Raw genomic sequence first — 22,206 nt, 5'->3', positions numbered from 1 at the left:
GGGAGGAACCCCGCGCACCATGTCCAAAACACCCGATTCGGGCAAAGCGGAAGATGGCGGACCTTCGACGGTCGAGCAATATCTGGTGAAGGACCCGGAACGCTTCGCCCTGAACATGGCGCGCATGATCGAGCAGGCCGGCAAGGCGGCTTCCGCCTGGGCCGAGCCGCGCGAGAAGGGCGAAGTGCGCGACCATGTCGCCGAACCGGTCGTCGACATGGTGAAGACCTTCTCCAAGCTCAGCGAATACTGGCTTGCCGACCCACAACGCGCGCTCGAAGCGCAGACGCGGCTGTTCGCCGGCTATATGACGGTTTGGGCGAACGCCATCCAGCGCGTCAGCGCCGATGCCGAGCGAACCGAGGACGCGGTCAAGCCGGAGCGCGGCGACAAGCGTTTCCAGGATCCGGAATGGGGCCGCAACGCCTTCTTCGATTTCTTGAAACAGGCCTATCTCGTCACCTCGCGCTGGGCGGCTGATCTTGTCGAGCACGCCGAAGGCCTGGATGACCACACCCGCCACAAGGCGAGCTTCTACGTCAAGCAGGTGTCCAACGCCATCTCGCCGTCGAATTTCATCCTGACCAATCCGGAACTGTTTCGCGAAACCATCGCCTCGAACGGCGAAAATCTTGTGCGCGGCATGAAGATGCTGGCCGAGGACATCGCGGCCGGCAAGGGCGACCTGAAGCTGCGTCAGGCCGACTACTCGCCCTTCGAGATCGGCCGCAACATCGCCACCACCCCCGGCAAGGTGGTCGGCCGCAGCGACGTCGCCGAGATCATTCAATACGATCCCGCCACCGAGACGGTGCTGAAACGGCCGCTGCTGATCTGCCCGCCCTGGATCAACAAGTTCTACATACTCGACCTCAACCCGCAGAAATCCTTCATCCGCTGGGCGATCGAACAGGGCCACACCGTGTTCGTCATCTCCTGGATCAACCCTGATGAACGCCACGGCATGAAGAACTGGGAGGCTTATACAAGAGAGGGGCTGCAATACGGCCTCGACACTATCGAGAAGGCCACAGGCGAGAAAGAGGTCAACGCTATCGGCTACTGCGTCGGCGGCACGTTGCTGGCGGCGGCACTTGCCCTGCTGGCGCAGGAGGGTGACGATCGCATCAAATCGGCGACCTTCTTCACCACTCAGGTCGATTTCACCTATGCCGGCGACCTCAAGGTGTTCGTCGACGAGGAACAGGTCGCGGCGGTGGAAAAGGCGATGAACGAAAAGGGCTATCTCGACGGCACCAAGATGGCGACCGCCTTCAACATGCTGCGCTCGGGCGACCTGATCTGGCCCTATGTCGTCAACAACTACATGCGCGGCAAGGATCCCCTGCCCTTCGACCTGCTTTACTGGAATGCCGATTCGACACGCATGGCGGCGGCCAACCACTCCTTCTATTTGCGCAACTGCTATCTCGAGAACAACCTCTCGCGCGGCAGGATGGAACTTGCCGGACGCACCGTTTCGCTCGCCGATATCAAGATCCCCATCTACAACCTCGCCTCCAGGGAAGACCACATCGCTCCCGCGCTGTCCGTCTTCCTCGGCTCGAAATATTTCGGTGGCGAGGTCGAATACGTGATGGCGGGCTCCGGTCATATCGCCGGCGTCGTCAACCCGCCCGCATCGGGCAAGTACCAGTACTGGACCGGCGGCAAGCCGGAGGGCGACTTCGGCGAGTGGATCGCAAGGGCCACCGACCATCCTGGCTCCTGGTGGCCGCACTGGCAGAGCTGGATAGAGGCCAAGGACAACAATCGCGTGCCCGCCCGCAAAGCAGGCAAGCATATGAAAACTTTTGGTGATGCCCCCGGCACCTATGTCAAGGTGCGTGTGTAACCGACTGTAATGTCTGGTGAGTTGACGGACCCGTAAAAGCGGGCGAAATGGTGTCGTCAACCATCTTGCCGCCTAAATTCGGCAATTGCCGCAAAAATACTTCCAGGCTTGCTGATTTGACACAGGTCTCGTTTCCGGATCGGAGACAAGGGGCACCTCGACGCAGCCGTTCGGACGCCGCGCCAAGGATATACCGATCGGATATCGAGGGGGAATTTGACTTTGAAATCAGCAGGGTGGAGCCTCGCGAAGGGAGAACGCCGCACCATTGCGGCGGCGCTCTGCTCCGTGCTCCTGGCCTCCTGCACCTCGGCCGGCGACCCCACAATGTCGGTTGGCATGCCCGGCTACAATGCCTCCGCGTCGGACATCAATGCAGCCTCGACAAACAAGCCGATCGTGGCCGGCGATTCGTCGTCGCAGACGGCGACCACGCAGACCACCGTGATGGCGGAAGGCGACACAGCGCTGCCCGAGACGGTCGCCTACGTGCCGATTACCAAGCCGCAGGCGGCCTTCCCGCTCACCGCGCCGGCTGAAGCTGAAACGATTGCCGGAAACACGCCGCAATCGCTGGAGCAACAGCCGCAGACGGCGCAGCAGACCGATGCTGCGGCGCAGAAGATCGCCGCCGCCGACGCGGCCGTGACGGCGCCGAAGCAGGCCGCCACACCGGCGATGAACAATCCGGTCTATGTGACCGCTGGCGAGGCGCAGCAAGCGGAGGCGCCGAAGAAAAGGGGTTTCCTGGCCTCGATGTTTGGCGCCACGCCGGCTTCGGCGAAGCCCGCTCCACTGGTCAACACGCGCGCAGGCGAACAGCCGGCTGTGCAGGCCAAGCCCGCCCCGGCGGCGGCAAAGCCGATCATTACACTGGCCTCGGCCGATTCCACGGCGAAACCGGTGCAGCTGGCTTCGCTCGGCGACGACTCAGGTCACATCACCGGCAGCGATGCCCTGCCGGGCGTCCGCCAGACGGCGCTGTTCGAGATCAAGCGCAAATCCGGCCTCGACGACGAAAGCGACGTCGACCTCAACGAGGATGAAGGTTCGGGCGGCCTCTACCAGGTAGCTTCCGCCGCCGGCATGGCGCGCCTGGCGCCCAACGGGCTCTTGAAGCAGAACGAGAGTGTCGACGTGGCGTGCCTCAAGCCCTCGCTGGTGCGCGTGCTCAAGACGATCGAAGGCCACTACGGCCGCAAGATGGTCGTCACCTCCGGCTATCGCGACCCCGCCCGCAACCGCCGTGCCAACGGCGCCAAGAATTCGCTGCACATGTATTGCGCCGCCGCCGACATCCAGGTGCCGGGCGTCTCGAAATGGGAGCTGGCGAGCTACGTCAGGACGATGCCCGGCCGCGGCGGCGTCGGCACCTACTGCCACACCGAATCGGTCCACGTCGACGTCGGCCCCGAGCGCGACTGGAACTGGCGCTGCCGCCGGCGCAGCGGTGGCGAAGGCTGACCAGGGCCGGCTCGGCTGGACGCGCCAAAGCGCGTCGCGCTGAAACGGAGCTCACTTTTGAGCGACATGCATTTGCATCGGGCCGCTTCCGCAATCGTCTGAAAAGTGCCCGGAAATCCACGCAGCGGCTGGTGACGGCCGCCAGAAAAATTGCCGCTGGCGCTGCGTGAATCACTCGCTTCGGCAGGCAGGAAAAAAGTTGTCCAAGCCGGCACCTGACGGGTTGCCGGTTGCGCACAACGCCAGTATAAGCCGCTTTCATCTGAGCGCGCCCATCGTCTAGCGGTCAGGACACCGCCCTTTCACGGCGGTAACAGGGGTTCGATTCCCCTTGGGCGTACCAGCTTCACTCGATGTCCCCTCCGCTCCTTTCGGCGTCAAGAGCTATTGCGCCGGACAGGGTAACACCCCCTTCCGGAACGTCATTTTACGTGTTGACCATTCCGCCGCCTCGACCTTGTCGAGGGCAAGGCTCGATGGTTAAATCGGCTTTCCCAGGGGGATGCTAATATGGCAGTTCACCTTTCGGCGGATGCTCGAGCTCCTGCGGCGACGCCGCCACAAAGATATCTCTTTGGCCCGCTGGCCGACTTCCTCATGCTTGGCGGCAGCGCATTCCTGATTTTGCCGGCCCTGTTCTTCGTGCCTACCAAATACGACAGCCTTGTTGCGGCGGCGATGTTTTTCCTGGCCTACTTGATAAACTATCCGCATTTCGCCCACTCTTACCAACTTTTCTATCGCAATTTTGGAAGCAAGGTGCGCGGCGAGGGATACGACAGGGGCCTCCAGATCCGCTACATTTTCGCCGGCATTGTCGTTCCCCTGCTCATGGTCGGGTTTTTTGCTTACGGCTCGATAACGGCGAACGCCCGGCTGCTCGGAAACGCAGCCAACGCGATGTTCTTTTTCGTGGGCTGGCACTACGTCAAGCAAGGCTACGGCATGTTGATGGTGGACGCCGTGTTGAAGGGCAGGTTCTTCACCAATCCGGACAAGAAAATCTTGCTGGTCAACAGCTATGCCGTATGGCTGTTCGCATGGCTTCAGACGAACACGGCGGTCAGCCAAGCAAAATATTACGGCTTGGAATATTATACGTTTGCCACGCCTGCGTGGCTCAACACGATTGCGCTGTCGGCCGCGGCCGCTTCCACGGCCGCCACCGTCGTGATGCTGATCAATCGCTGGAGTAAAAATGGCGGCAGCCTGCCGTATAACGGCGTCGTCGCTTATATCGCGTCCCTATATCTTTGGATCCTGGTCGTGAGAATAAACCCGCTGTGGCTGCTCGTGGTGCCGGCTCTCCATTCGCTGCAGTACCTGGCCGTGGTCTGGCGCTATCAAAGCAATGTCGAGCGTGACGGTCCCGATGCACAAAAGGTTCCGGACTCCAGAATCCTGTCCGTTCTTGGTCCGATCTACAGGACGCGAGTCCTGGGGTTCGTCGTCGCCGGCGGGGTCCTCGGCGGTCTCGGTTTCTGGCTGATCCCGGCGGCACTGACTGCCTTGATCCCTTACGACAAGGAAGTCCTGGGTTCGTCGCTGTTCTTCTTCATAGTGCTGATCTTCATCAACGTGCACCACTACTTCCTTGACAACGTCATGTGGCGACGCGGCAACCCCGAAGTTTCAAAATATCTGTTCCGCTAGCGGTGGCATGGACCGGCTGTGGGACGCCTTGCGGAGCACTTCAGGCGGAAAGAATTGGCATCGGCTCAGCGGCCGCGCCGGCCGATATCTCTTTTTGCACGGCGAAGAAGAACCTGCGCACCTCGTCGCTGGCCGCCGCCCTGTCCCTGCCTGACCTGACGACGAGATCGAACAACTCCGTCGCCTTGGCCCTCCAGAACGAGGTGGCGCTGTCGCCATGCAAACTGTCGAGCCTGGCAGCCACCTCCCGAACCAGGAATGCCTGACGGTCGATCGGGAATGCACGGATTTTTTCTGGGGACATCTTCCGAACCACGAGACTGACGCAACGAATCAACCATTGCCGAACAAGCATGGCGTAGCCGCGAAAGTGGAAACGGAAGCTTAATGGCATCGGCATCGATGCGCCGTTCGGCCAGGAGAACGAAGAGCGCAGCGCACCTCAGGCTTGCAGCCCTCTCGCCTGGCCACCGCGCTTGCGCGGCGCCATCATGTCCCGGGCCATCAGCCCGGTCACCCGGCAGAACGCCATGAACGCCCGGCAGGCATCCTCGGTCTTGACCACGTCCACGGTGGCGCCGAAGCAGGCGTTGAAGGCCTTCTGGTAAATCGGGCCTTGCCGGCGCAGCGGCCAGGCCTGGAGAAAATCAAGGGCCTGTTCGACGCTGTAGATCTCCTCGACAGGCAGGCCGGGTCCGGGCGCGATACGCACCGGCACCTCGAATTGCAGTCTGTCCATCCGCCATCTCCCGAACTGTCGTCACCAGCGGCAACGCCATCCGTCGTAAAAAGTTGCTCTGGCCGGTCGCTACCGCAGGAATGTGGCGTCTCCGCGGTCATGGACGTTTTGCCGCAGCCGCCGCAAGCAAGCGCCAAGGCGCCCGGCCTTGTCGAACGCGGGCGCCTTGGCGGTCCGGCTACTGGTTGGCGGGATCGGTCTCCGCATCGAAGGCCATGCGCACCGCCGTAAGCAGCACGAGAGCAGACGGCACAGCGAAAATCCCGCCAAGGACAAGTGCCCCTGTCGCCGAAAGGCCGAGCGTCTCCGTCAGCGCCCAGTAGACGGTTCCGATACAGATGAGCGCCTGGACGGAAAGGAAAATGGCGGCGCAGGCCGCGCGCGAAAGGCTCTTGAGTGTCTTGATACGTTGCATGGAAACAATCCGGAAATGACGCGCTACGCACCGCTGCGCGACCGAAGCCGCCGCGCGGATCGAGGCGCGAACAGGAAGTGGTTAGAGTGAAGGAGCGGTTGAAACCGCTCAGGCCGGAACCGATGGCGGCGCGCGCGGCTGATTGGCAGTCGCCCACGGTGTGCGGGCGTCCCCGTCGGCGGCGACGACCTCTGCCGGCGGAACCGAAACAAACCAGGAAAAGACGGTGTCCCGAGCCGGCAGGGCCGGATGGCCGCCGGCGAACTTAACCAGGGCCGGCCGGCCGGAACGAACTTCCAGCGCCTGCGCCTTGCCGGTGATGCGCAGCAGCGCCGCCGCTTCGCCGGACCGCTCCACGCCGGCGCTGGCGACACCGGAGGCTGCTCCGGCAAAGACGGGCACCTCCGCCCGGCCAAGCGACAGCATCGCCAGCAGCACAAGGCTCATCAGCAATGAGCAGGCCGCCTTCAACGGCGCTTCAGGCAATCTGGCGTGCTCGACGCTCATGAAATCTCCAAAAACCTCCCTCGCCCTACCGCACGGTCGACTGAAAGGGAAGGAACAAGGGCGTCAAGGACACCGGGGCGCGCCGAATATCCCTGCCGCTTGGTCGTGTCCGGGCAGTTCTTCCTTGAACCTTTTGCCCTCAAGTGCCAAATCTGGGGAGATTTTCACGCCGGCTCCCTTGCAGAGCCACACCGGCAAGACGGACACCAATGGTCACTTATCTCGACGCCGCCACGGCACCGCTCAGAAACACCGGCCAGATCCGCCTCTATGGCGAGGAAGGTTTTGCCGGCATGCGCAAGGCATGCGACCTCACGGCGCGCTGCCTCGACGAACTGGTGCCGATGGTTGCGCCCGGCGTCACCACCGACACCATAGATCGTTTCGTTTTCGAGTTCGGCATGGATCATGGCGCGCTGCCGGCGACGCTCAACTACCGCGGCTACACCAAGTCTTCCTGCACCTCGATCAATCATGTCGTCTGCCATGGCATCCCCGACAACAAGCCGCTGAAGGATGGCGACATCGTCAACATCGACGTCACCTACATCCTCGACGGCTGGCACGGCGATTCCTCGCGCATGTACCCCGTCGGCACCATAAAACGCGCGGCGGAACGCCTGCTCGAAGTCACCCATGAATGCCTGATGCGCGGCATTGCCGCGATCAGGCCTGGCGCCCGCACCGGCGCCATTGGCGCGGCCATCCAGAGCTATGCCGAGGGCGAGCGCTGCTCGGTGGTGCGCGACTTCTGCGGCCACGGCGTCGGCCAGTTGTTCCACGACGCGCCCAATATCCTGCATTATGGCAGCGCCAATGAGGGCGTCGAGATGCGGCCCGGCATGATCTTCACCGTCGAGCCGATGATCAACCTCGGCCGGCCGCATGTGAAAGTCCTGTCGGACGGCTGGACGGCGGTGACACGCGACCGCTCGCTGTCGGCGCAATACGAACACACGATCGGCGTGACTGACACCGGCTGCGAGATCTTCACGCTCTCCCCCAAAAAGCTCGACCGCCCCGGCCTGCCAGCCTAATGTTTCGTTCTCCCGGCGCTCGCGGTCGGGGAGCTGGGGGGCAGACGAGATGTCAGGTGACGACGACGAGCGCAGTTTCTTTGCAGAAAAGCCTGCGCAGCTTTCCGCGACCATGCACTCTCCTGGGACAGCCGGGCCTGCCGCGAGGACCAAGGGGATCGAGGAGAAGCCGCATTATCTCGGCCATCGCGACCGTTTGCGCGAACGCTTCGCCTCGGCAGGTCCCGACGCCCTGCCCGACTATGAGCTTCTGGAACTCCTGCTCTTCCGCCTGATCCCGCGCGCCGACACCAAGCCGGTCGCCAAGGCGCTGCTCTTCCGCTTCGGTACCCTGGCCGAGGTGCTTGGCGCGCCCGTCGGCCTCCTCCAGGAGGTCAAGGGCGTGGGCCCGGTGGTAGCGCTCGACCTGAAGGTCATTGCGGCGACGGCCCAGCGCATGGCGCGCAGCGAGGTCCATGGCCGCGAAATCCTCTCCTCTTGGCAGCAGCTTCTCGACTATTGCCGGTCAGCCATGGCCTTCGAGGCGCGCGAGCAGTTCCGCATCCTGTTCCTCGACAAGAAGAACACGCTGATTGCCGACGAGGTGCAGCAGACCGGCACTGTTGACCATACGCCCGTCTATCCGCGTGAGGTGGTCAAGCGCGCTCTCGAACTGTCGGCGACGGCAATCATCCTGGTGCACAATCATCCCACTCGGCCCTTTTCAATCACGCACGATCACGCTTTAGCACACTGATACATATAGTCTTTTCGACTTGTCGTAGAGTCGGACATTGTGGCATATTGGGGTCGGTTTTAGGGGGATCGAAGCCCGTTTTGAACCCAACCACAGCCCCCTACTACCCGTCAGCCGATCCCACTCGAAAGCCTACGGGAGACCCCAGTGCCAAGCCTTACCGATGGAGAGATTCGCCACGCTTTGAAGCAGGTCGAGGAGACCGGGAAGCAACAGAACCTTGTCGATGGCGAGGGTCATGGAACAGGCCGCCTCGTTCTAGTGATAAAGCCAATGCCGACCCGCATAACAGCGGACTGGATGGCCCAGCAATGGCGAGACCAAAAGCGGCTCAAGAAAAAGCTCGGCTCGTATCCGTCAATGAGCCTCAGCCAGGCTCGTGAGATTTTCAGACGCGACTTCGCCGACATGATCCAGAAGGGACGCAGCATCAAGATAGCCGGCGACACGCGACCCGGCACGGTCGCCGATCTGTTCGAGGCTTACGTCGCGTCGCTTAAGGCAGATGGAAAACCCTCTTGGAAGGAAGCCGAAAAGGGCTTGAACAAGATCGCCGATTCGCTCGGTCGCAACCGCCCCGCCCGCGACATCGAGCCTGACGAGATCAGGGACCTCATTCGCCCGATTTATCAGCGAGGCAAACGGTCTATGGCCGATCATGTTCGCAGCTATATTCGATCGGCATACAGTTGGGGGCTGAAATCCGAGAATGACTACCGCACAACCTCGGTCCGGCGCTTTCGTCTCGTCTACAATCCAGCTGCGGGCATTCCAACCGAACCGAAAAAAGTTGGAACGCGCTGGTTGGGCGAGGAGGAATTTATCCGTCTTTATCGTTGGCTCGAATCTCCCGATGCGCCGGTCCACCCCCCTTACACGCGCGCGGTAAGAATTCTTATGCTGACCGGCCAGCGCGTCGAGGAGATCGCTCGGCTACACGTCGATCAATGGGATGCGGCCGAGCGCATTATCGATTGGTCCAAGACCAAGAATGGAAAGCCTCACGCCATCCCCGTGCCCAAGATGGCGGCGGAACTTATCGGGTCGATCAAGCCGAATGAATTTGGCTGGTTTTTTCCATCCGCAACCGACCCGTCCAAACCGGTCAGCCATGGCACGCTCTATTCGTTCATGTGGCGCCAACGCGATCGTGAGGTCATCCCCGTCGTGACAAACCGCGATCTCCGGCGAACCTGGAAGACGCTTGCCGGCCAGGCTGGGCTCTCAAAAGAGATCCGAGACCGATTACAGAACCACACTCTGCAGGACGTCAGTTCCAAGAGCTACGATCGCTGGAATTACATGCCGGAAAAGCGTGCCGCCATGGCGCGGTGGGACAAGTTTATCCGCGATATCCTGGTGAAGAAGAAGCGTAAAGCCACATTCAAGGAAGCTGCGTGACGTTTGCTATTCCTCCCCGGCATACATTTGTGATCGCTGGGAGACGTTGAAACCTTCAACTAGAAACAGACTCCGAAGGCAGAGGCCACAGGTTCGAATCCTGTCGGGTGCGCCAAATACCGCCGGGTCCGTTCCGGACACGTAGGTTACGGTTTATACCGGAGCCATGGGTAACACTTTTGGCCCGAAAGGGTTTTGGAGTGGTTCGAGCCTGCATGTCTCATCGTCGAAATATCCCAAATCATAGTCCATGAAGGTAGCCAGCCAGATATGGTCCTCGACCTGTTTGATGCCGACGGTCTGGCCGGCGAAGACGAGACTGAGATTGATCTTCTTGCGATTGTAGCAGATGCGGCCGCAGGTGGTGACGGTGACAGCCTTGTCGTGAAACGGATAGTCGAGGTCCGGCAGGCCGGTGTAGGGGCGCGTTGAGGGCGTGTAGCGCTCAGCCGGACAGTCCATGCCGAGTGCCTGATGCGGGCGTTCTGAGTTGAACTCGTCGATGAAGTCATCGAACCTGGCCTGCTGCTGAAGGAAATTGGCGCCTGCCGGTTTGGTGGCTTCCCTCTTCAGGGTGAGGTGCATGCGTTCATGGCGCCCGTTCTGCTGCGGGCAGCCCGGCTTGATGCGCTCGATGTCGATGCCCAGGCGCAGCCACCAGACCGACAGCTTGCTGAGGTTGAACAGCGCGTTGGGGCTGGCGAAGGGAACGCCATTGTCGGTCCTGATCGCGCTGGGCAGGCCGAACTCTTTGAAAACGCTTTCGAACACGGTGAAGGCAAAGGCTTCCTTGGTGGTCGACAGCGCCTCGCAGGCGATGAGATAGCGGCTGGCGAAGTCGGTGATGGTCAGGGGATAGCAATAACGTCGGTCGGCGAGCATGAACTCGCCCTTGTAGTCGGCACACCAAAGATCGTTGGGTCGATAGCCGTTTGAAAGCGGTGTCCCCGTCGCCCTGTTGCGCCTTCGCTTGCGGTGCTCGACCATGCCGTGCCGGTCGAGCACCGCATGCACTGTCGAGATCGCGGGCCGGTGCACATCGGGATACAGCCGGGCCAGCCGCTCGCGTATCTTCGGCGCCCCCCATGTCGGCTTATCTTGCTTCAGGCGCACAATCAGCTTCTCGATTTGAAACGGAAGCTGATTGGCGTGGCGATAGGGCCGGCGCGATCGATCCGTCAGCCCTTCAAGGCCGCTGTCATTGTAGCGCGTGAGGATCTTGTAGCCGGTCTTGCGCGAGATATCGAACTCCCGGCAAAGCACCGCCATCTTCTCGCCGTCCAGCAACCGGGCGACGAACTTCAGCCGCTCTTCCATGACGTTACACTCCTTCCAAGGCACCTTGCTCTCCTTGCAAAGGGCCGAAAGTGTAACCAATCTATCCGGAATGAACTGTCACCCATCTCTCGGGAAGGGCACCGATTCCGCGCTACAGCCCGATCAATTTTGAAGGGCAGCAAACGGCAACTCCCGATCCCATTGCGGTCGTACTGAAGACTTTAAGCGAATGTCCGCTTCGAGCCTTCAACCGTCGATTTCCGCCATCTCGGTCCGATACGTCTCCCAAGCAGTCTTGTCGGTCTCATCGATATCGATCTCTATGTAGTCTTTCCGGATACGCGTAAGAACGCCGTCGAGGGCAGAGTGCATGTCTCGTCTCGCGGCTTCGATGCGATCCCAACGAGCGGACCCGACATCGCCGTGTCCGCCCGACACTTGGTTACTGAACATGTATCCCTTACCGCCGGCCATGTCCGTGTAGGCTTCGCCCTCCGAAAAAGCCTGCTCCCACGCAATCCGCAGAGCTGCAACGGCTTCAGCGAGGCGTTCGTCGTAAAGATGGAACGAGGTGCTAAGTGCTACTCCGCGGAAGTGTTCGTAGAACCAGAGGTGTTTGTGCAGGACGTGCTTCGGAAGCATTGAGATCGTCTGGGATACCGCTGGAACGTAAAGATGCTCCATGAGCCATCGGACCATTTGAACGTCGCGTTGATGTTTGATCTCATGGCGCGAAAGCCCGCGTTCCTCCACTGGCCGTTTGGGATCTTGCTCGATGATATCACGAAGCGCCTTCTCGACCAGTTTCTCTAGCGCGTCGCGCCCAGACTGATCCGACTTGTTCGTCATCGTGTAACTGGACAGGCGGTTCTGCGCGATGTCGAACGGCACTTCTCCCTTGTGCGGCAGCCCATTGAAGAACAGCACCGTTCGAGCCCAGCCAACGGTGGCAACCCCCAGACCCAACTCAAACGTGACGTTCGGGTTCGGACAGGGTCGTTCGGCTCCAATTGGCGTGATCGTGGTGATGTCTGCGACTACGATATCGGCCTTCTCAATCTTTTCCCGGACGTTAACGGCAATATTGGGCGCGCCACTGCTGCCACGTAGAGCTTCATCAATCTCGATCTTTGTACCTGGCAGCTTATTTTGAAGCGCTTTTGCGGCCTTGCGAAGGGCGTTGCGGATGGCATTGCGGTGTGTGTCAGCGCAAAGATCGCTCTGCCAACAATTGAAGACTACGACCGTCTTCGAAGGCTCAAGGTCGTTGGTCATTAGTCTACCCTTTCCAATCCCACACGGTACCTGGGAGGAGGCGTGGAGCACGACATTTCGGCTTCACGAGATGGGGTGTCATGACGCCTGCGGAAGCAGAACTTCATACCTAGCGCAGCGAAAGTCAGGTTTGTATCGAAGAGCTGCCATCGATCGCCAGCTTTGCGAGTGGCCTCAAACTACCCAAGTCCATCCTAGAAGAATACGTTACGCGGACGAAATCCGGCGTCCGCGTCATGCTTAGAGTGCGCTACATTAACTGACGGATATCGGTTGACCGCAGACGACCCTTCCAAAACATCTCGCTCGACCAGACGAAAGGCAAGCGCAGCTATGATGATTGGCCTGTTGTTCAATTGGGCCCGCTATCCGCAAAGCGGCAATTACTGGCACGCGATCAGGCGAGCGGTGTTCGCGCCGGGCATCGTGCAGCGATCGGGCCGTCACATGAAACTGTCGGTCGGCGACGTTTTGGTCGGAATTGAGCGCGGGCAAGACCCAGAAAAACTTTTCAATGCGCTGTTCAACAACAGCGAATTTCGCCTGTTTTACGAAGATCGCCTCCAAGAAGGGTTTCCAACGATTTTCGGCATGGTCTTCGAGAACATGCCGCGCGAGCTCGCTGCCGAGCTTCACGACGCGTTGCGCGCGCACAAAGGGTATGTTGGTGCCTTGTCGGTTCATCTCGATTATGGCCCGCATCTGGCGCTTTATAGAAATCGTTTGCCACCAGAATACCGGATCGAGGGCACAAGGCTGCGCGGCTTCTATTCGATGGGCAATCTTGACGGCCGCGACGATGGCGATCTGAAGCAGATGCGGCGCTACGGATACCGCGACATTGGCTGGGAGGACACCGGTGCCAGCAGGACCATCCTCGACGACTATGACACCCCCCGCCATTTCGAGCGGGTCGCCGCGTTCCGGAGCTTGCTTGCCGAGGCGCTTCCGGGGGGCGAGGACGGTGCCCATCAGCTTGTCATGTTGCTCGAGGACGTCAATCCGCGATTGTTCAACGCGCTGGGCGCAGCAGCCGAGCGGCTGCGTGATGCTGATACCGAAGAGGAGATCGCGCAGGTCGCGCTCTCCGGCCGACGGTATCTGGAGCAGCTAGCCGATACGCTATTTCCGGCGATCAAGACCAAGCGCGGAAAGCGCGTCCTTGATCAAGCGGCTTATCGCAACCGGTTGTGGGCGTTCATCGAGGATCGGACTGTGGGCGACGAGACGACATTGTCGACCTTGGGACGAGAGGTGGACCGGGTAGTCAGTGAGATGAACGCCGGGCTTCATGCTGACCGGCCCAAGGCCCAAATCGCGAAAGCGTTGGTCGACGCATCAACCCTGACCGCAAATCTATTCGCGTTGAATCCCGAGCCGGTTCGGGACGGTTATCTTGCCTATTCCGGCGCGCTACGCGCATTCGTCCGCGACCTCATAGCCCAGCGCGACGGCGTTGACGGATGACTTGACCGGGCAAGAGCGCTGCACCGGCGAAGTTCGCGTTAATCTTGCCGCCAATTGCTATGAGCGCAAGCCTTGAAGTTGGCGATGCAGCTCTCCGCTGCCAGGCCGGCCGCGCACGGAAGCGGACAGACCGCTTTCCACCCCATAGGAGATTCGCTCGTGCCTCGATTAGAGGGCTATAGCGTAGACGTAGTTATCATCTGCACCCGGTGCGGTGCGCCAGTTTTATAGTTTGGAAACAGCTAGTTAGCAAGTCCTTTTCCCCCCGAGAACAAGTCCTTTTCCCCCCGAGAAGAGGTCGATAAACACGTTACGGAAGCACCACGGAAGCAGTCAAAGCTGTTTTTCTGGCCCTCAGACCGATTAAGTCAGACGCCAGTGCCCCGCCAAACTGACCTTGGTGGTGTCAGGAAACACGCGTGCTGCGGTGCGGTTTGGAATCGTGCGCCATCCGACACAATCGCGCGCTGTTTCGAAGCGTGGCAGCTGGGCCGGAATTTTCCTATCGTTCCAGCGCGCGAGGAATAGCGGGCGCATCGCGACAATCGGGCGGAGGCGGATGGTCTGGGCCGCCGCACTGGATGCAGCCGCGCCGGCGAAAACCGACATTATCGCGGCGAAATTCGCGGCGATGGTTCAGTGTGAGAAAGTCCGAATTGTTGGCTCGCTATGCAGAACGTAGCCAGCGTACGGCCCTTCTATCGTCTCCTCCGCCACACGGTTGCCACGGGGTGACAAGCGACACGGCGGCTCTCGGCTGAAGCACAACTTGATCAACCCATATCTTCCGCTATCAAATCCAATGAAGTTTACCTTCAACTAATCGTGACATCTTGCTATCAAGCCAAAATGGAAAGAGACGCCACTACTAACACGACATCGGCAGTGCGTGCCGGCGCCCACGTCCGCTTCCAACATTTTCGAGCTTGGTGCGCATGACGCCACAGCAGATCATCGACAATGCTAGAATTCCAGGCACGCAAAGCATTCTCGTGCTGGGGAGCTTCGAGAAGCGAGTCACCGTCTACGCGCAGCAGGTGCGAGCGCTTAACCTTGTCGATGCCATGCTCTCGGAGAATTTGGTTCGACCTGAGGGCGGAAAGGTGGCGATCATCGGAGGAGGAGCCGCTGGCATCACAGCCGCCGTGGCCCTGGCTCGGACGTGCCCCGGTCTTGACAAGCTGGATCTTTTTGAGCGCAGCCCAGTCATCCTTGCCCTGCAGCACGGGAGCAGGCGGTTTCTTCATCCGCACTTCTACGATTGGCCCGCAGTCGGATCTAACGCGGACGCTGCCGGGCTGCCGATCATGAACTGGACCGCGGGACCAGCTGGTAACGTCGCCGCAAGCCTGCGAGCGGAATTCGAAGCGACGCGGCACAATTCCGTTCTCACGCTCCATGCAGACAATAATGTCACCAATCTCATACCTAGCAGGTTGGGGCCAATACGAGTCGTTGTCGACAAACGCTCAGCCGTTGGACGCATCTACGATATCGTAATTTTGGCCGTTGGCTTCGGCCTGGAGGCTCATCTTGATGGTGAGACTCCGTCCTATTGGTCTCCTTCTGGCCTTGCTGCGCCTATCCATACGCAGCTCCAAAATCCGATACTGTTCGTGTCCGGCAACGGTGATGGCGGGCTGGTGGACTTCCTGATGGCGGCGTTCAATGCGCTTGAGCATCACGAGATCGGCGCGATGCTGATGGATCTTGATCTCGGACCAGCGCGGGCGGAGTTGGAGGCGATTGAGACCGAGGCCTGGGCTGCGGGAGCGGATCTGGATCTCCTCGCCGAGTATCGGGTCCGTCTTGGACCGCTCATACCGGCTCTTGTGTGGCAGGAGATTGCTGGACGGCTTCGCCCTGGCGTCCACGTTCATTTTCACACCCGCGAGCCGCGCCTGCTTCGAAAAACCAGCGCACTGCACAATCGGCTGGGCGTCTATCTCGTGCTCGAGGCTGACCGCGAGATGGGGAACAACGCGATTACCGTCACGACAGGCGCTGAGTTCGACGGCGGCATACCAAAGCGCGGCGAGATCCGAATTGTTGGTCAGGCTCCCTTCGAGCCGCTCCGCCGTTTTCTCCGGCTCGGCCCAGATTCCGTAAGCAATCTCGAGCCGTTCAAAGACATCCTTGCCAATTATCCTGGTGCGATGAATCCGCCGCTTTCGGCGATCCGTCCTGAGTCACCTTCGCTCACAGCTAGCGCCGCGGCACGCTTTGCCGGTCTCGCTCCTGCGCCGGCTGCAGAGCCCGATCCTCTCGCGCCTCCGGGCGCCGCCGGTCCTTTGATTATCGGACTTTCCCCAGGTGAGGCCGGCGCCATTGTGTGGTCATCTGAGGTCGGATTGGACGATGCGGGCCAGATTTGGTCGGGAGGAAGAAACGTCGCCCTGCACTGTTCGATCTCTGCGATTGATGCAGCTCCGCTCGCACCCATGCTGGCTCGCTTGGGAGCACATGCCACCGGGTTCACGTTCTATACCAAGGATGTCGCGGGCTGGCGTACCGGCTTGGCCACCCTGTGCGCCAGCAAGGGATTGCCAGGGCCCGACCTCGAGATGAGTTGCCTGGTCACAGAGTGGCAGGAGGTAGCCTTGCAAGGTCCTGCTGTCGAGCTTGCGGCGCCCGTGCTAGCGGCGACCGTCCAGGTCCGGCTTGACCGCGAGGTGCTACGCCAGCTGCACGCCATTCTTTTCGACATACTTGGACCCGCGGCAGCCCAAATAGGCTGGCCGATAGAGCCTGCTTTTCGGCAACGCCTTTGGGAACGGTGGAATCAATGGCAGGCTGCTTTGACCGCAGACGACTCGCTCTGCCGACGCTTCCTCCGTTTGCTGACCTCGCAGGAAGATCGTGAGCCGGCACGCGAGTCGGCGCTAGTGGGGCTCGGACTGAAGACGCTACGCCCGTTCATGACGAAGTCGACGATCTTCGCGCTTGCGTTCGCGGTGTGCTCGGGCATGCCAATGTCCCCCGCAGATGTTCATCCAGGAAATCTCGCTTACCACGCGATGACCGGACACAGCTGCGGCGTCAGCTGGATCAACGAGCGCATGCTCGGAACGCGCAACGCCATGGATCAGACGTGGACGACTGGAGTGGTGCTGCTTTCGCAGTTGCGTCAGGCCGTGCAAATGATCGAAGGTGACCTCAGGATGGATAGAAGCATGTCTGATGCGCCAGCAATTGGAACCATCGCGGCTAGCGAGGGACCCCTAATAATTGGCGCGGATGAGGGTTTCGTGGCAGCTCTTGAGGTCGGGGAGCTCGAACTACGGGCTTATCTTCAGTCGATCTTTCGCTGGCGCACCGAAACTGTCACTCCGACTCTGGAGGAGGTGGCCGATGACGCAGCGTGAGACTCCTCCGATGATGCCGCTGATGATCGACGCCGCACGCCTTATTGGAGCGACCGTGACGGAAGCGCCTGCGCAGCTCAGCGGATCACGGTTCAACTCAGAGTTTCTGAGCGACGCAATCGTAGATCGGACGCTCGGCCGCCGGGAAGACGATCTCCCGCAGTATGTCGCCGCAGTGACCTTGGACAGAATTCCTGTGTTGATCGGAGCACTCGTTGGGTCGGCGTTGAAGACGAGTGTTGATCAGCAGGTGCGGAGGTATCGTAACCAGGCAACCATCGCCCGATCTTGGCTCGGCTCTGACGCGCCAAACCTGCAGCTGTTTTTGACAGGCCCTAGCGGAGCTTTGCGGGATCCTGCCTGGCGCCAAATGGCGGCCGAAATCGAGGCCGACGACCGAATCTGCCGCAAGCTGGTCTGGCTCTTCGAAGGGTCGCCTACGCTCGAGCATGCCAAGGGCTTTTTCGAGCGCACGTTCATCGCTCGACCGTGGCCGGCCAAGCAGCTGACGCAGCAGCTCGACAGCATGGCGAACATTAGCCTCCCCGACGGGTGGGAAGAGGCCGTTGAGGACCCTAATCTCGACTTCGGCGGACTCGTGGAGCGGCTGATCGAGTTGGAGCGGGGGGTGCCTGAATGAGCAATCTCTACTTGCGCAGCGTCGAGCTTTCTAACTTCCGCATCTATGGCGACAGCTATGCGTTCGAGCTACCCGACGGGCCGGGGGTTACGCTGATTACCGGAGCGAACGGGCTGGGAAAGACAAGCTTCTTTGATGGCGTCGAGTGGGCGCTCACCAACCAAGTCAGCCGCTTCCAGGACATACCGATGGACGCGCGGCGCAAGGAACCAGATCCACTGACCCGCATTGGTGCGCCTGAAAACAGCCACCGTGTGAGCCTGCAGTTTAGCGACGGCGATCCGATTGACCGGGGCGCTGGCTTTGTTCCGGACGAAGGCGCGATCGCGAGGCTGTTGAAGCGTCCAGAATGGGCGGAAATTAGTAACCTTCATGGCTACCTCTCTATAACCCACTTCCTTGGCCAAGCTGCCACGCAGCGCTTCTCCCTCCGTAAGCCCGACAAGCAATGGGAGGCTTTAAAGGGTCCCGCCGGCGTGGACCGCATAAACGCGTTACGCGAGCGGCTGAGCGGCCTTGGCGTGCGACGAGCTTTCACACGCACTCTGGAAGAGAGGACGAAGAGGCTCAGCGAGGCATCCGGCGCGCTCGCGGCTTGGATATCGCTGCTCGCGGAGCGCGATCGCGCGGGACAGCTATCCTCCTCGGATCAAGCTGTTCCACCGGCGGCGCTTCGGGAAGCGGTGGAGTTGGCAGGCGCTCAGATCCTCAAGCTGGTGCCGGATGTGGTTTGGAGCATGCCGGAGCCATCCACTGCTTCAGAATCGCTCCTCCAGGGTCTCGCCGACCTGCTTCGCATGGTCGAGCAGCGTAGCGTCGCCGATGCCGAAGCCGCGGAAGGGCTGGCAAAGATCGCAGCTGACTTTGATCTCGCCGGCGCTGAGACGCTCACGCTTCGCAGCATGGCCCAGGATATCGAGCAGCGCCGGGCCGCAGCCGTTGAGAAACTTGGGGAAGTCGAGGCTGCACTTTCGCGAGCTACAGCAAGCCTAATGGCCACCGAACGACAGGTTGCCCAAGCGCAGGGCCGCTCAGTGACAATCGCGCGAGTTCGAACAGCGCTTCGTCAGTTGGAGCATTCTCGATCCCGACGCACCGAGGCGGCTGAGCAACTTGCGCGATCCGCCATTGAGACTGGTCGCATTGAAACCGCCATCGTCGCTCTGCGGGAGAGCCTCGAGCGAGCAACGGCGCAACGAGCGGACCGCCGCGCGCTTTCAGACCAGGTCACTCTTGCTAGGCGTAGAGCCGAAATCTCGGGAAAGCTGTCGGCCACCCGCTCTGAGGCCGACCGACTGACACCTCTTCTTGCGAGCAGACAACCTGTCGAACTGCAGGCGCAGCGCGAAGCTCTCGCCAAACGCGATTCGGCTGCCCAAGCCTCGATCGCGCAAAATACCGCTGATCTAAGGGCGCACGACGATCGCGCGCGGGCCATTGCCGAAGCCGTATCAATGATAGCTCACCGGTTAACTCACGGCGACGTCAGCTGTCCGGTCTGCGCCTCGGAATTCCCGCCGGGGCGCCTCGTTGAACTTGCCGGCAAACAAAGCGCGGCCGACACCCGGCCTGCATCGCAACTGGCGACGGCACTGGCAGATGCTCGGATGGAAAGCGAAGAAGTGCGGCGGCAGATTGCGTCCGTCGACCGCGCAATGGCCGAGCTTGAGCAGCTGCAGGCGACTATGGCGACGCTGCGCGAGCGAGAGCAGGAACTACGTCAGCATCTGGTAGAAGCCGGTGGGTCGGCAAGCGGGATCTATGACCAATCCCAGGCGCTTCTACTCGAGCAGGAGCTAATGGCGCTTGACGCGCAGCTTGCAGTCGGCGAGACGCCCGAACAGATCGAGGTTCGTCTGAAAGAGACTGAAGCCGTTTTAAAGGCTGAGTTGACCAAGCGCGTCACGATTCAGCGGTCTCGCGATTCTGCCGACGAGGATTCCGAGGCGGCACAGGCAGCCTTGCGGCAGCATGCGGGGATTTGGACTGACGATAAGGGGCTGCTGGTCGACCTTGACGCAGAACAAGCGAGCATCGATCGTGAGCTTGCCGACCTCGCCAGCCGTATATCGAGCGATCGAGCCGTTCTGGATAATGTGCGGCTTACACGGGATGATTTCCGTGAGAGTGAAGCGCGGGAGACCCAAGCTCAGTCTGCATCCAACGCGCGACTCGACGCACTTGCTGCAGCGCGCGCCGCGCTCCTGAAACGTTGGACCAATGCCGGCCAGAGCGGCGAGCCTGATGCCGCGCGCGTCGCTCAGAACCGTGCCCGATTCCAGGAGCGTGTGGCGCAGCTTGGGCCGTTGCGTGCGATGCAGCAGCAGCTGGTCGCCGGCTATCGGAAATGGCTGAGCGACGAGCAACTGCGCCGGCTGGAGGAACGGATCGCTGAGATCGCTCGCGAGGAGGATGTGTCGACGGAGCTGGAAGTTCGACCGCGGCTTGAGGAGCGTGTGGACGAGGCACACCGCGCGCTTGAAGTCGCTCAACGGGCTCGCGATCGGATCGACGCCGTAGGTAGCCAATTGCAGGAGCGGGCAGAATCATACGCCGATGAGGTGCTTTTTCCGCTCAACGCGACGATCCAGCGTTTTGCCCGAACGTTAATGACTTGGGCAGACGCCTCGATCATCTATCGAGCTGAGCATCATGTAACCCGATCTGAGCTACGACCAGGGATCGTCCGGAGCGAGGCGGACGGAACGGTGACACAGCTTGAGATGAACCCCAATCTCTACTTCAGCGAAGGACAGCTGTCGGCGCTAAGCGTAGCCGCCCTTTTCGCCGCCAGCACGACGTTCGGGTGGTCCCGCTGGCGAGGTTTGCTCCTCGATGATCCTCTTCAACATAACGACGTGATTCACGCGAGCGCGTTCATGGACCTGATTCGGCAGATGGTGCGCGAGCTAGGCTATCAGGTCATCCTGTCCACGCACGACAGTTCCGAGGCCGAGTTTCTCGGGCGAAAATGTCTCAGTGCCGGTATTCCCTATTATGTTCACGACTTGGTGCCGCAGGGGGAAGGCGGGTTGATCTCCAAAGTCGCGTAGAGCGTGTTCCCTTTTGAGTAACGTTGGCTTTACAGCTGGGATTCTTCCTCTACTCCGCGTTAGTGGCCACCCAGGGGCTGCGCTCCAATCGGTGGTTAGCGGCGTGCTTTTCGGGGCCGACCAAGTCGGCTGCTATGGCTTGATACCGTCGGCACTGCGTTCGAACGACGGATCGCTCAGGCCGTTGAATCGGCAGACTACCTGCCATTCGCTTCAAATCATTAAGGACCGACCAAATGTGCGGCCATGGGAAGTCTGTTGGATCGTCAATGTCGCGATCTGCGCCGGCAATGATTTCAAGCTTGGCAACAATGCCCAGAAGCGACCGCGCTGGTACATGGGGAAGCCGATCTTGAAGCTTCAGGGCCGCTGTCGCGGCCTCAACCTCCGCTTGGCATGCGATCAAATAATCGACCTCCTGATTCATCGTTTCCAGGACGCCTGCATTGAGCACGCGCCTTTCTAGACGCTGCTGAAGTCGACAAAGGACCTGCGAAACATGCTGTGCCCGCAGCCATTCTCGCTGCAGCAGGATGGCAGGGTCCGAATCGTCAAAATAACCAGACGCTTTTGAGATCTGCCGATCGCGGCGGCTGGTCGTGACGGAAGGCAAAGTCGTGCTATTGTCGGAATCAGTCATGATCCGAGCTCCTAACAGCTTGGGGCGTGGCAAGGCTGCTGAGGGTGGTCGTAACACCATCAGCAGCCGCAGTAAGCGACCCCCATAATCGTATCAGGGTTACGATATCTCAAGTGATGATGCAGATCAACATGAATCGTATCGATGTTACGAAATGAACATCATCCAGTGCAAAATGGCGCGGGTAGCCCTCGGTTGGGGGACGAGGGACTTGGCCCGGAATGCTGGAGTATCACCCGATACTGTGGCTCGGTTTGAGCGCGGAGAACAACTCAAGGGCACTACAGTCTCTGCACTCCGGACCACGTTCGAAGCCGCCGGGATCGAGTTCATCCCAGAGAACGGCGGTGGCCCCGGCGTTCGTCTGTCTCGCAATCAGAGCTGACGGTCCTTTCGCCATGCAACGGGGTCGGCGATCCATCGATTAACGTCGGACTCCCTCCATCCCGCTCCGTTGACACTGATTTTGATCTGAGCCGGGAACGTGCCTTCGGCGATCTTGCGATAGAGGGTCGAACGGGACAGGCCGGTCCTGGCAAGGACTGTTTTGAGACGTATTATGCGATCCGGCTCCGGCATAACTGAGTGCATCTCACTGGTTATTGCTGGTATCCGCTGAGACAGACAGGACGAACCCGTGGCGGAGGCAATCAGGTTTGTCGCCCCAGCCGGTTGCGGAGT

19 protein-coding genes and 1 tRNA gene are annotated in these 22,206 nt (G+C 60.5%); 12 read left to right on the top strand and 8 right to left on the bottom strand.

The features are described 5' to 3' along the window. The first annotated feature begins 19 nt into the window (after positions 1-19). From phaC to FJ986_RS23605, 4 genes are all read left to right on the top strand, one after another. A complete protein-coding gene (gene phaC, locus FJ986_RS23620; protein ID WP_140495818.1) occupies positions 20-1,855 on the top strand; it encodes a class I poly(R)-hydroxyalkanoic acid synthase in 1,836 nt (611 codons plus the stop codon). Between the two features lie 216 nt (positions 1,856-2,071). After that, a complete protein-coding gene (locus tag FJ986_RS23615; RefSeq protein WP_140495817.1) occupies positions 2,072-3,319 on the top strand; it encodes a YcbK family protein in 1,248 nt (415 codons plus the stop codon). 268 nt (positions 3,320-3,587) lie between these two features. After that, positions 3,588-3,662: transfer RNA gene (locus tag FJ986_RS23610), tRNA-Glu, on the top strand. Positions 3,663-3,829: 167 nt separating this feature from the next. Continuing rightward, the gene (locus FJ986_RS23605; RefSeq protein ID WP_140675939.1) at positions 3,830-4,972 is read left to right on the top strand and encodes a hypothetical protein; all 1,143 of its coding nucleotides are present in this window, start codon (positions 3,830-3,832) and stop codon (positions 4,970-4,972) included. Between the two features lie 40 nt (positions 4,973-5,012). On the opposite strand, the gene FJ986_RS23600 is transcribed toward FJ986_RS23605, so the two are convergent. From FJ986_RS23600 to FJ986_RS23585, 4 genes are all read right to left on the bottom strand, one after another. Next, complete coding sequence (locus FJ986_RS23600) at positions 5,013-5,276, bottom strand: DUF6074 family protein (protein WP_140521256.1); 264 nt, start codon at positions 5,274-5,276, stop codon at positions 5,013-5,015. A gap of 138 nt (positions 5,277-5,414) precedes the next feature. Then, positions 5,415-5,711 (bottom strand): DUF982 domain-containing protein, encoded by a 297-nt coding sequence (locus FJ986_RS23595; protein ID WP_140517077.1) that lies wholly within the window; start codon positions 5,709-5,711, stop codon positions 5,415-5,417. 178 nt (positions 5,712-5,889) lie between these two features. Then, a complete protein-coding gene (locus FJ986_RS23590; protein ID WP_140547213.1) occupies positions 5,890-6,126 on the bottom strand; it encodes a hypothetical protein in 237 nt (78 codons plus the stop codon). Between the two features lie 108 nt (positions 6,127-6,234). Beyond that, the gene (locus tag FJ986_RS23585; RefSeq protein ID WP_140564083.1) at positions 6,235-6,633 is read right to left on the bottom strand and encodes a hypothetical protein; all 399 of its coding nucleotides are present in this window, start codon (positions 6,631-6,633) and stop codon (positions 6,235-6,237) included. 209 nt (positions 6,634-6,842) lie between these two features. Here FJ986_RS23585 and map point away from each other — a divergent pair, with 209 nt between their 5' ends. The 3 genes from map to FJ986_RS23570 all read left to right on the top strand — a co-directional run bounded on the left by map (position 6,843) and on the right by FJ986_RS23570 (position 9,807). Beyond that, positions 6,843-7,670, top strand: a complete 828-nt coding sequence (gene map, locus FJ986_RS23580; protein ID WP_140517079.1) for a type I methionyl aminopeptidase — start codon at positions 6,843-6,845, stop codon at positions 7,668-7,670. Positions 7,671-7,719: 49 nt separating this feature from the next. Further along, positions 7,720-8,406 carry a DNA repair protein RadC gene (gene radC, locus FJ986_RS23575; RefSeq protein ID WP_140675936.1) on the top strand — a complete coding sequence of 229 codons (687 nt, stop codon included), beginning with the start codon at positions 7,720-7,722 and terminating at the stop codon, positions 8,404-8,406. A gap of 147 nt (positions 8,407-8,553) precedes the next feature. Further along, a complete protein-coding gene (locus FJ986_RS23570; RefSeq protein ID WP_140675933.1) occupies positions 8,554-9,807 on the top strand; it encodes a site-specific integrase in 1,254 nt (417 codons plus the stop codon). Between the two features lie 153 nt (positions 9,808-9,960). Here FJ986_RS23570 and FJ986_RS23565 read toward each other — a convergent pair whose 3' ends face one another. Both FJ986_RS23565 and FJ986_RS23560 read right to left on the bottom strand, forming a co-directional pair. Then, positions 9,961-11,124 (bottom strand): IS481 family transposase, encoded by a 1,164-nt coding sequence (locus FJ986_RS23565; RefSeq protein WP_140675930.1) that lies wholly within the window; start codon positions 11,122-11,124, stop codon positions 9,961-9,963. 207 nt (positions 11,125-11,331) lie between these two features. Continuing rightward, positions 11,332-12,360, bottom strand: a complete 1,029-nt coding sequence (locus FJ986_RS23560; protein WP_140675927.1) for a hypothetical protein — start codon at positions 12,358-12,360, stop codon at positions 11,332-11,334. A 333-nt stretch (positions 12,361-12,693) separates the two neighbouring features. Here FJ986_RS23560 and FJ986_RS23555 point away from each other — a divergent pair, with 333 nt between their 5' ends. From FJ986_RS23555 to FJ986_RS23540, 4 genes are all read left to right on the top strand, one after another. After that, complete coding sequence (locus FJ986_RS23555; protein ID WP_140675923.1) at positions 12,694-13,827, top strand: hypothetical protein; 1,134 nt, start codon at positions 12,694-12,696, stop codon at positions 13,825-13,827. A gap of 935 nt (positions 13,828-14,762) precedes the next feature. Continuing rightward, entirely contained in the window at positions 14,763-17,192 is a 2,430-nt protein-coding gene (locus FJ986_RS23550) for an ABC-three component system protein (protein WP_140675920.1), read from the top strand. Then, positions 17,179-17,832, top strand: coding sequence for an ABC-three component system middle component 1 (locus FJ986_RS23545; RefSeq protein WP_246681824.1), 654 nt, complete (start codon positions 17,179-17,181; stop codon positions 17,830-17,832). The genes FJ986_RS23550 and FJ986_RS23545 overlap by 14 nt, the downstream gene beginning before the upstream one ends. Then, positions 17,829-20,885, top strand: a complete 3,057-nt coding sequence (locus FJ986_RS23540) for an AAA family ATPase (protein WP_140675917.1) — start codon at positions 17,829-17,831, stop codon at positions 20,883-20,885. Before FJ986_RS23545 ends, FJ986_RS23540 begins: the two co-directional genes overlap by 4 nt. 49 nt (positions 20,886-20,934) lie before the next feature. Here FJ986_RS23540 and FJ986_RS23535 read toward each other — a convergent pair whose 3' ends face one another. Next, positions 20,935-21,525, bottom strand: a complete 591-nt coding sequence (locus FJ986_RS23535; RefSeq protein ID WP_140675914.1) for a hypothetical protein — start codon at positions 21,523-21,525, stop codon at positions 20,935-20,937. Positions 21,526-21,679: 154 nt separating this feature from the next. Here FJ986_RS23535 and FJ986_RS30995 point away from each other — a divergent pair, with 154 nt between their 5' ends. After that, the gene (locus FJ986_RS30995; RefSeq protein ID WP_246681823.1) at positions 21,680-21,910 is read left to right on the top strand and encodes a transcriptional regulator; all 231 of its coding nucleotides are present in this window, start codon (positions 21,680-21,682) and stop codon (positions 21,908-21,910) included. Here the strand turns inward: FJ986_RS30995 and FJ986_RS23525 are convergent. Further along, complete coding sequence (locus tag FJ986_RS23525) at positions 21,901-22,104, bottom strand: AlpA family phage regulatory protein (protein ID WP_140675912.1); 204 nt, start codon at positions 22,102-22,104, stop codon at positions 21,901-21,903. The genes FJ986_RS30995 and FJ986_RS23525 overlap by 10 nt on opposite strands. Positions 22,105-22,206 lie beyond the last annotated feature (102 nt).

It is taken from the genome of Mesorhizobium sp. B1-1-1 (assembly GCF_006442955.1).
Taxonomy (GTDB): Bacteria; Pseudomonadota; Alphaproteobacteria; order Rhizobiales; family Rhizobiaceae; genus Mesorhizobium.
The sequence above is the reverse complement of the archived record's forward strand: the minus strand, read 5'-3'. Positions and strand labels throughout refer to the sequence as shown.

Coding starts and splice junctions, on each gene's coding strand:
- FJ986_RS23595 (WP_140517077.1), bottom strand. CDS start 5,711: ATGGACAGACTGCAATTCGAGGTGCCGGTGCGTATCGCGCCCGGACCC.
- FJ986_RS23600 (WP_140521256.1), bottom strand. CDS start 5,276: ATGTCCCCAGAAAAAATCCGTGCATTCCCGATCGACCGTCAGGCATTC.
- FJ986_RS23590 (WP_140547213.1), bottom strand. CDS start 6,126: ATGCAACGTATCAAGACACTCAAGAGCCTTTCGCGCGCGGCCTGCGCC.
- map (WP_140517079.1), top strand. CDS start 6,843: ATGGTCACTTATCTCGACGCCGCCACGGCACCGCTCAGAAACACCGGC.
- FJ986_RS23550 (WP_140675920.1), top strand. CDS start 14,763: ATGACGCCACAGCAGATCATCGACAATGCTAGAATTCCAGGCACGCAA.
- FJ986_RS30995 (WP_246681823.1), top strand. CDS start 21,680: ATGAACATCATCCAGTGCAAAATGGCGCGGGTAGCCCTCGGTTGGGGG.
- FJ986_RS23535 (WP_140675914.1), bottom strand. CDS start 21,525: ATGACTGATTCCGACAATAGCACGACTTTGCCTTCCGTCACGACCAGC.
- FJ986_RS23540 (WP_140675917.1), top strand. CDS start 17,829: ATGAGCAATCTCTACTTGCGCAGCGTCGAGCTTTCTAACTTCCGCATC.
- FJ986_RS23605 (WP_140675939.1), top strand. CDS start 3,830: ATGGCAGTTCACCTTTCGGCGGATGCTCGAGCTCCTGCGGCGACGCCG.
- phaC (WP_140495818.1), top strand. CDS start 20: ATGTCCAAAACACCCGATTCGGGCAAAGCGGAAGATGGCGGACCTTCG.
- radC (WP_140675936.1), top strand. CDS start 7,720: ATGTCAGGTGACGACGACGAGCGCAGTTTCTTTGCAGAAAAGCCTGCG.
- FJ986_RS23525 (WP_140675912.1), bottom strand. CDS start 22,104: ATGCCGGAGCCGGATCGCATAATACGTCTCAAAACAGTCCTTGCCAGG.
- FJ986_RS23565 (WP_140675930.1), bottom strand. CDS start 11,124: ATGGAAGAGCGGCTGAAGTTCGTCGCCCGGTTGCTGGACGGCGAGAAG.
- FJ986_RS23560 (WP_140675927.1), bottom strand. CDS start 12,360: ATGACCAACGACCTTGAGCCTTCGAAGACGGTCGTAGTCTTCAATTGT.
- FJ986_RS23585 (WP_140564083.1), bottom strand. CDS start 6,633: ATGAGCGTCGAGCACGCCAGATTGCCTGAAGCGCCGTTGAAGGCGGCC.
- FJ986_RS23555 (WP_140675923.1), top strand. CDS start 12,694: ATGATGATTGGCCTGTTGTTCAATTGGGCCCGCTATCCGCAAAGCGGC.
- FJ986_RS23545 (WP_246681824.1), top strand. CDS start 17,179: ATGACGCAGCGTGAGACTCCTCCGATGATGCCGCTGATGATCGACGCC.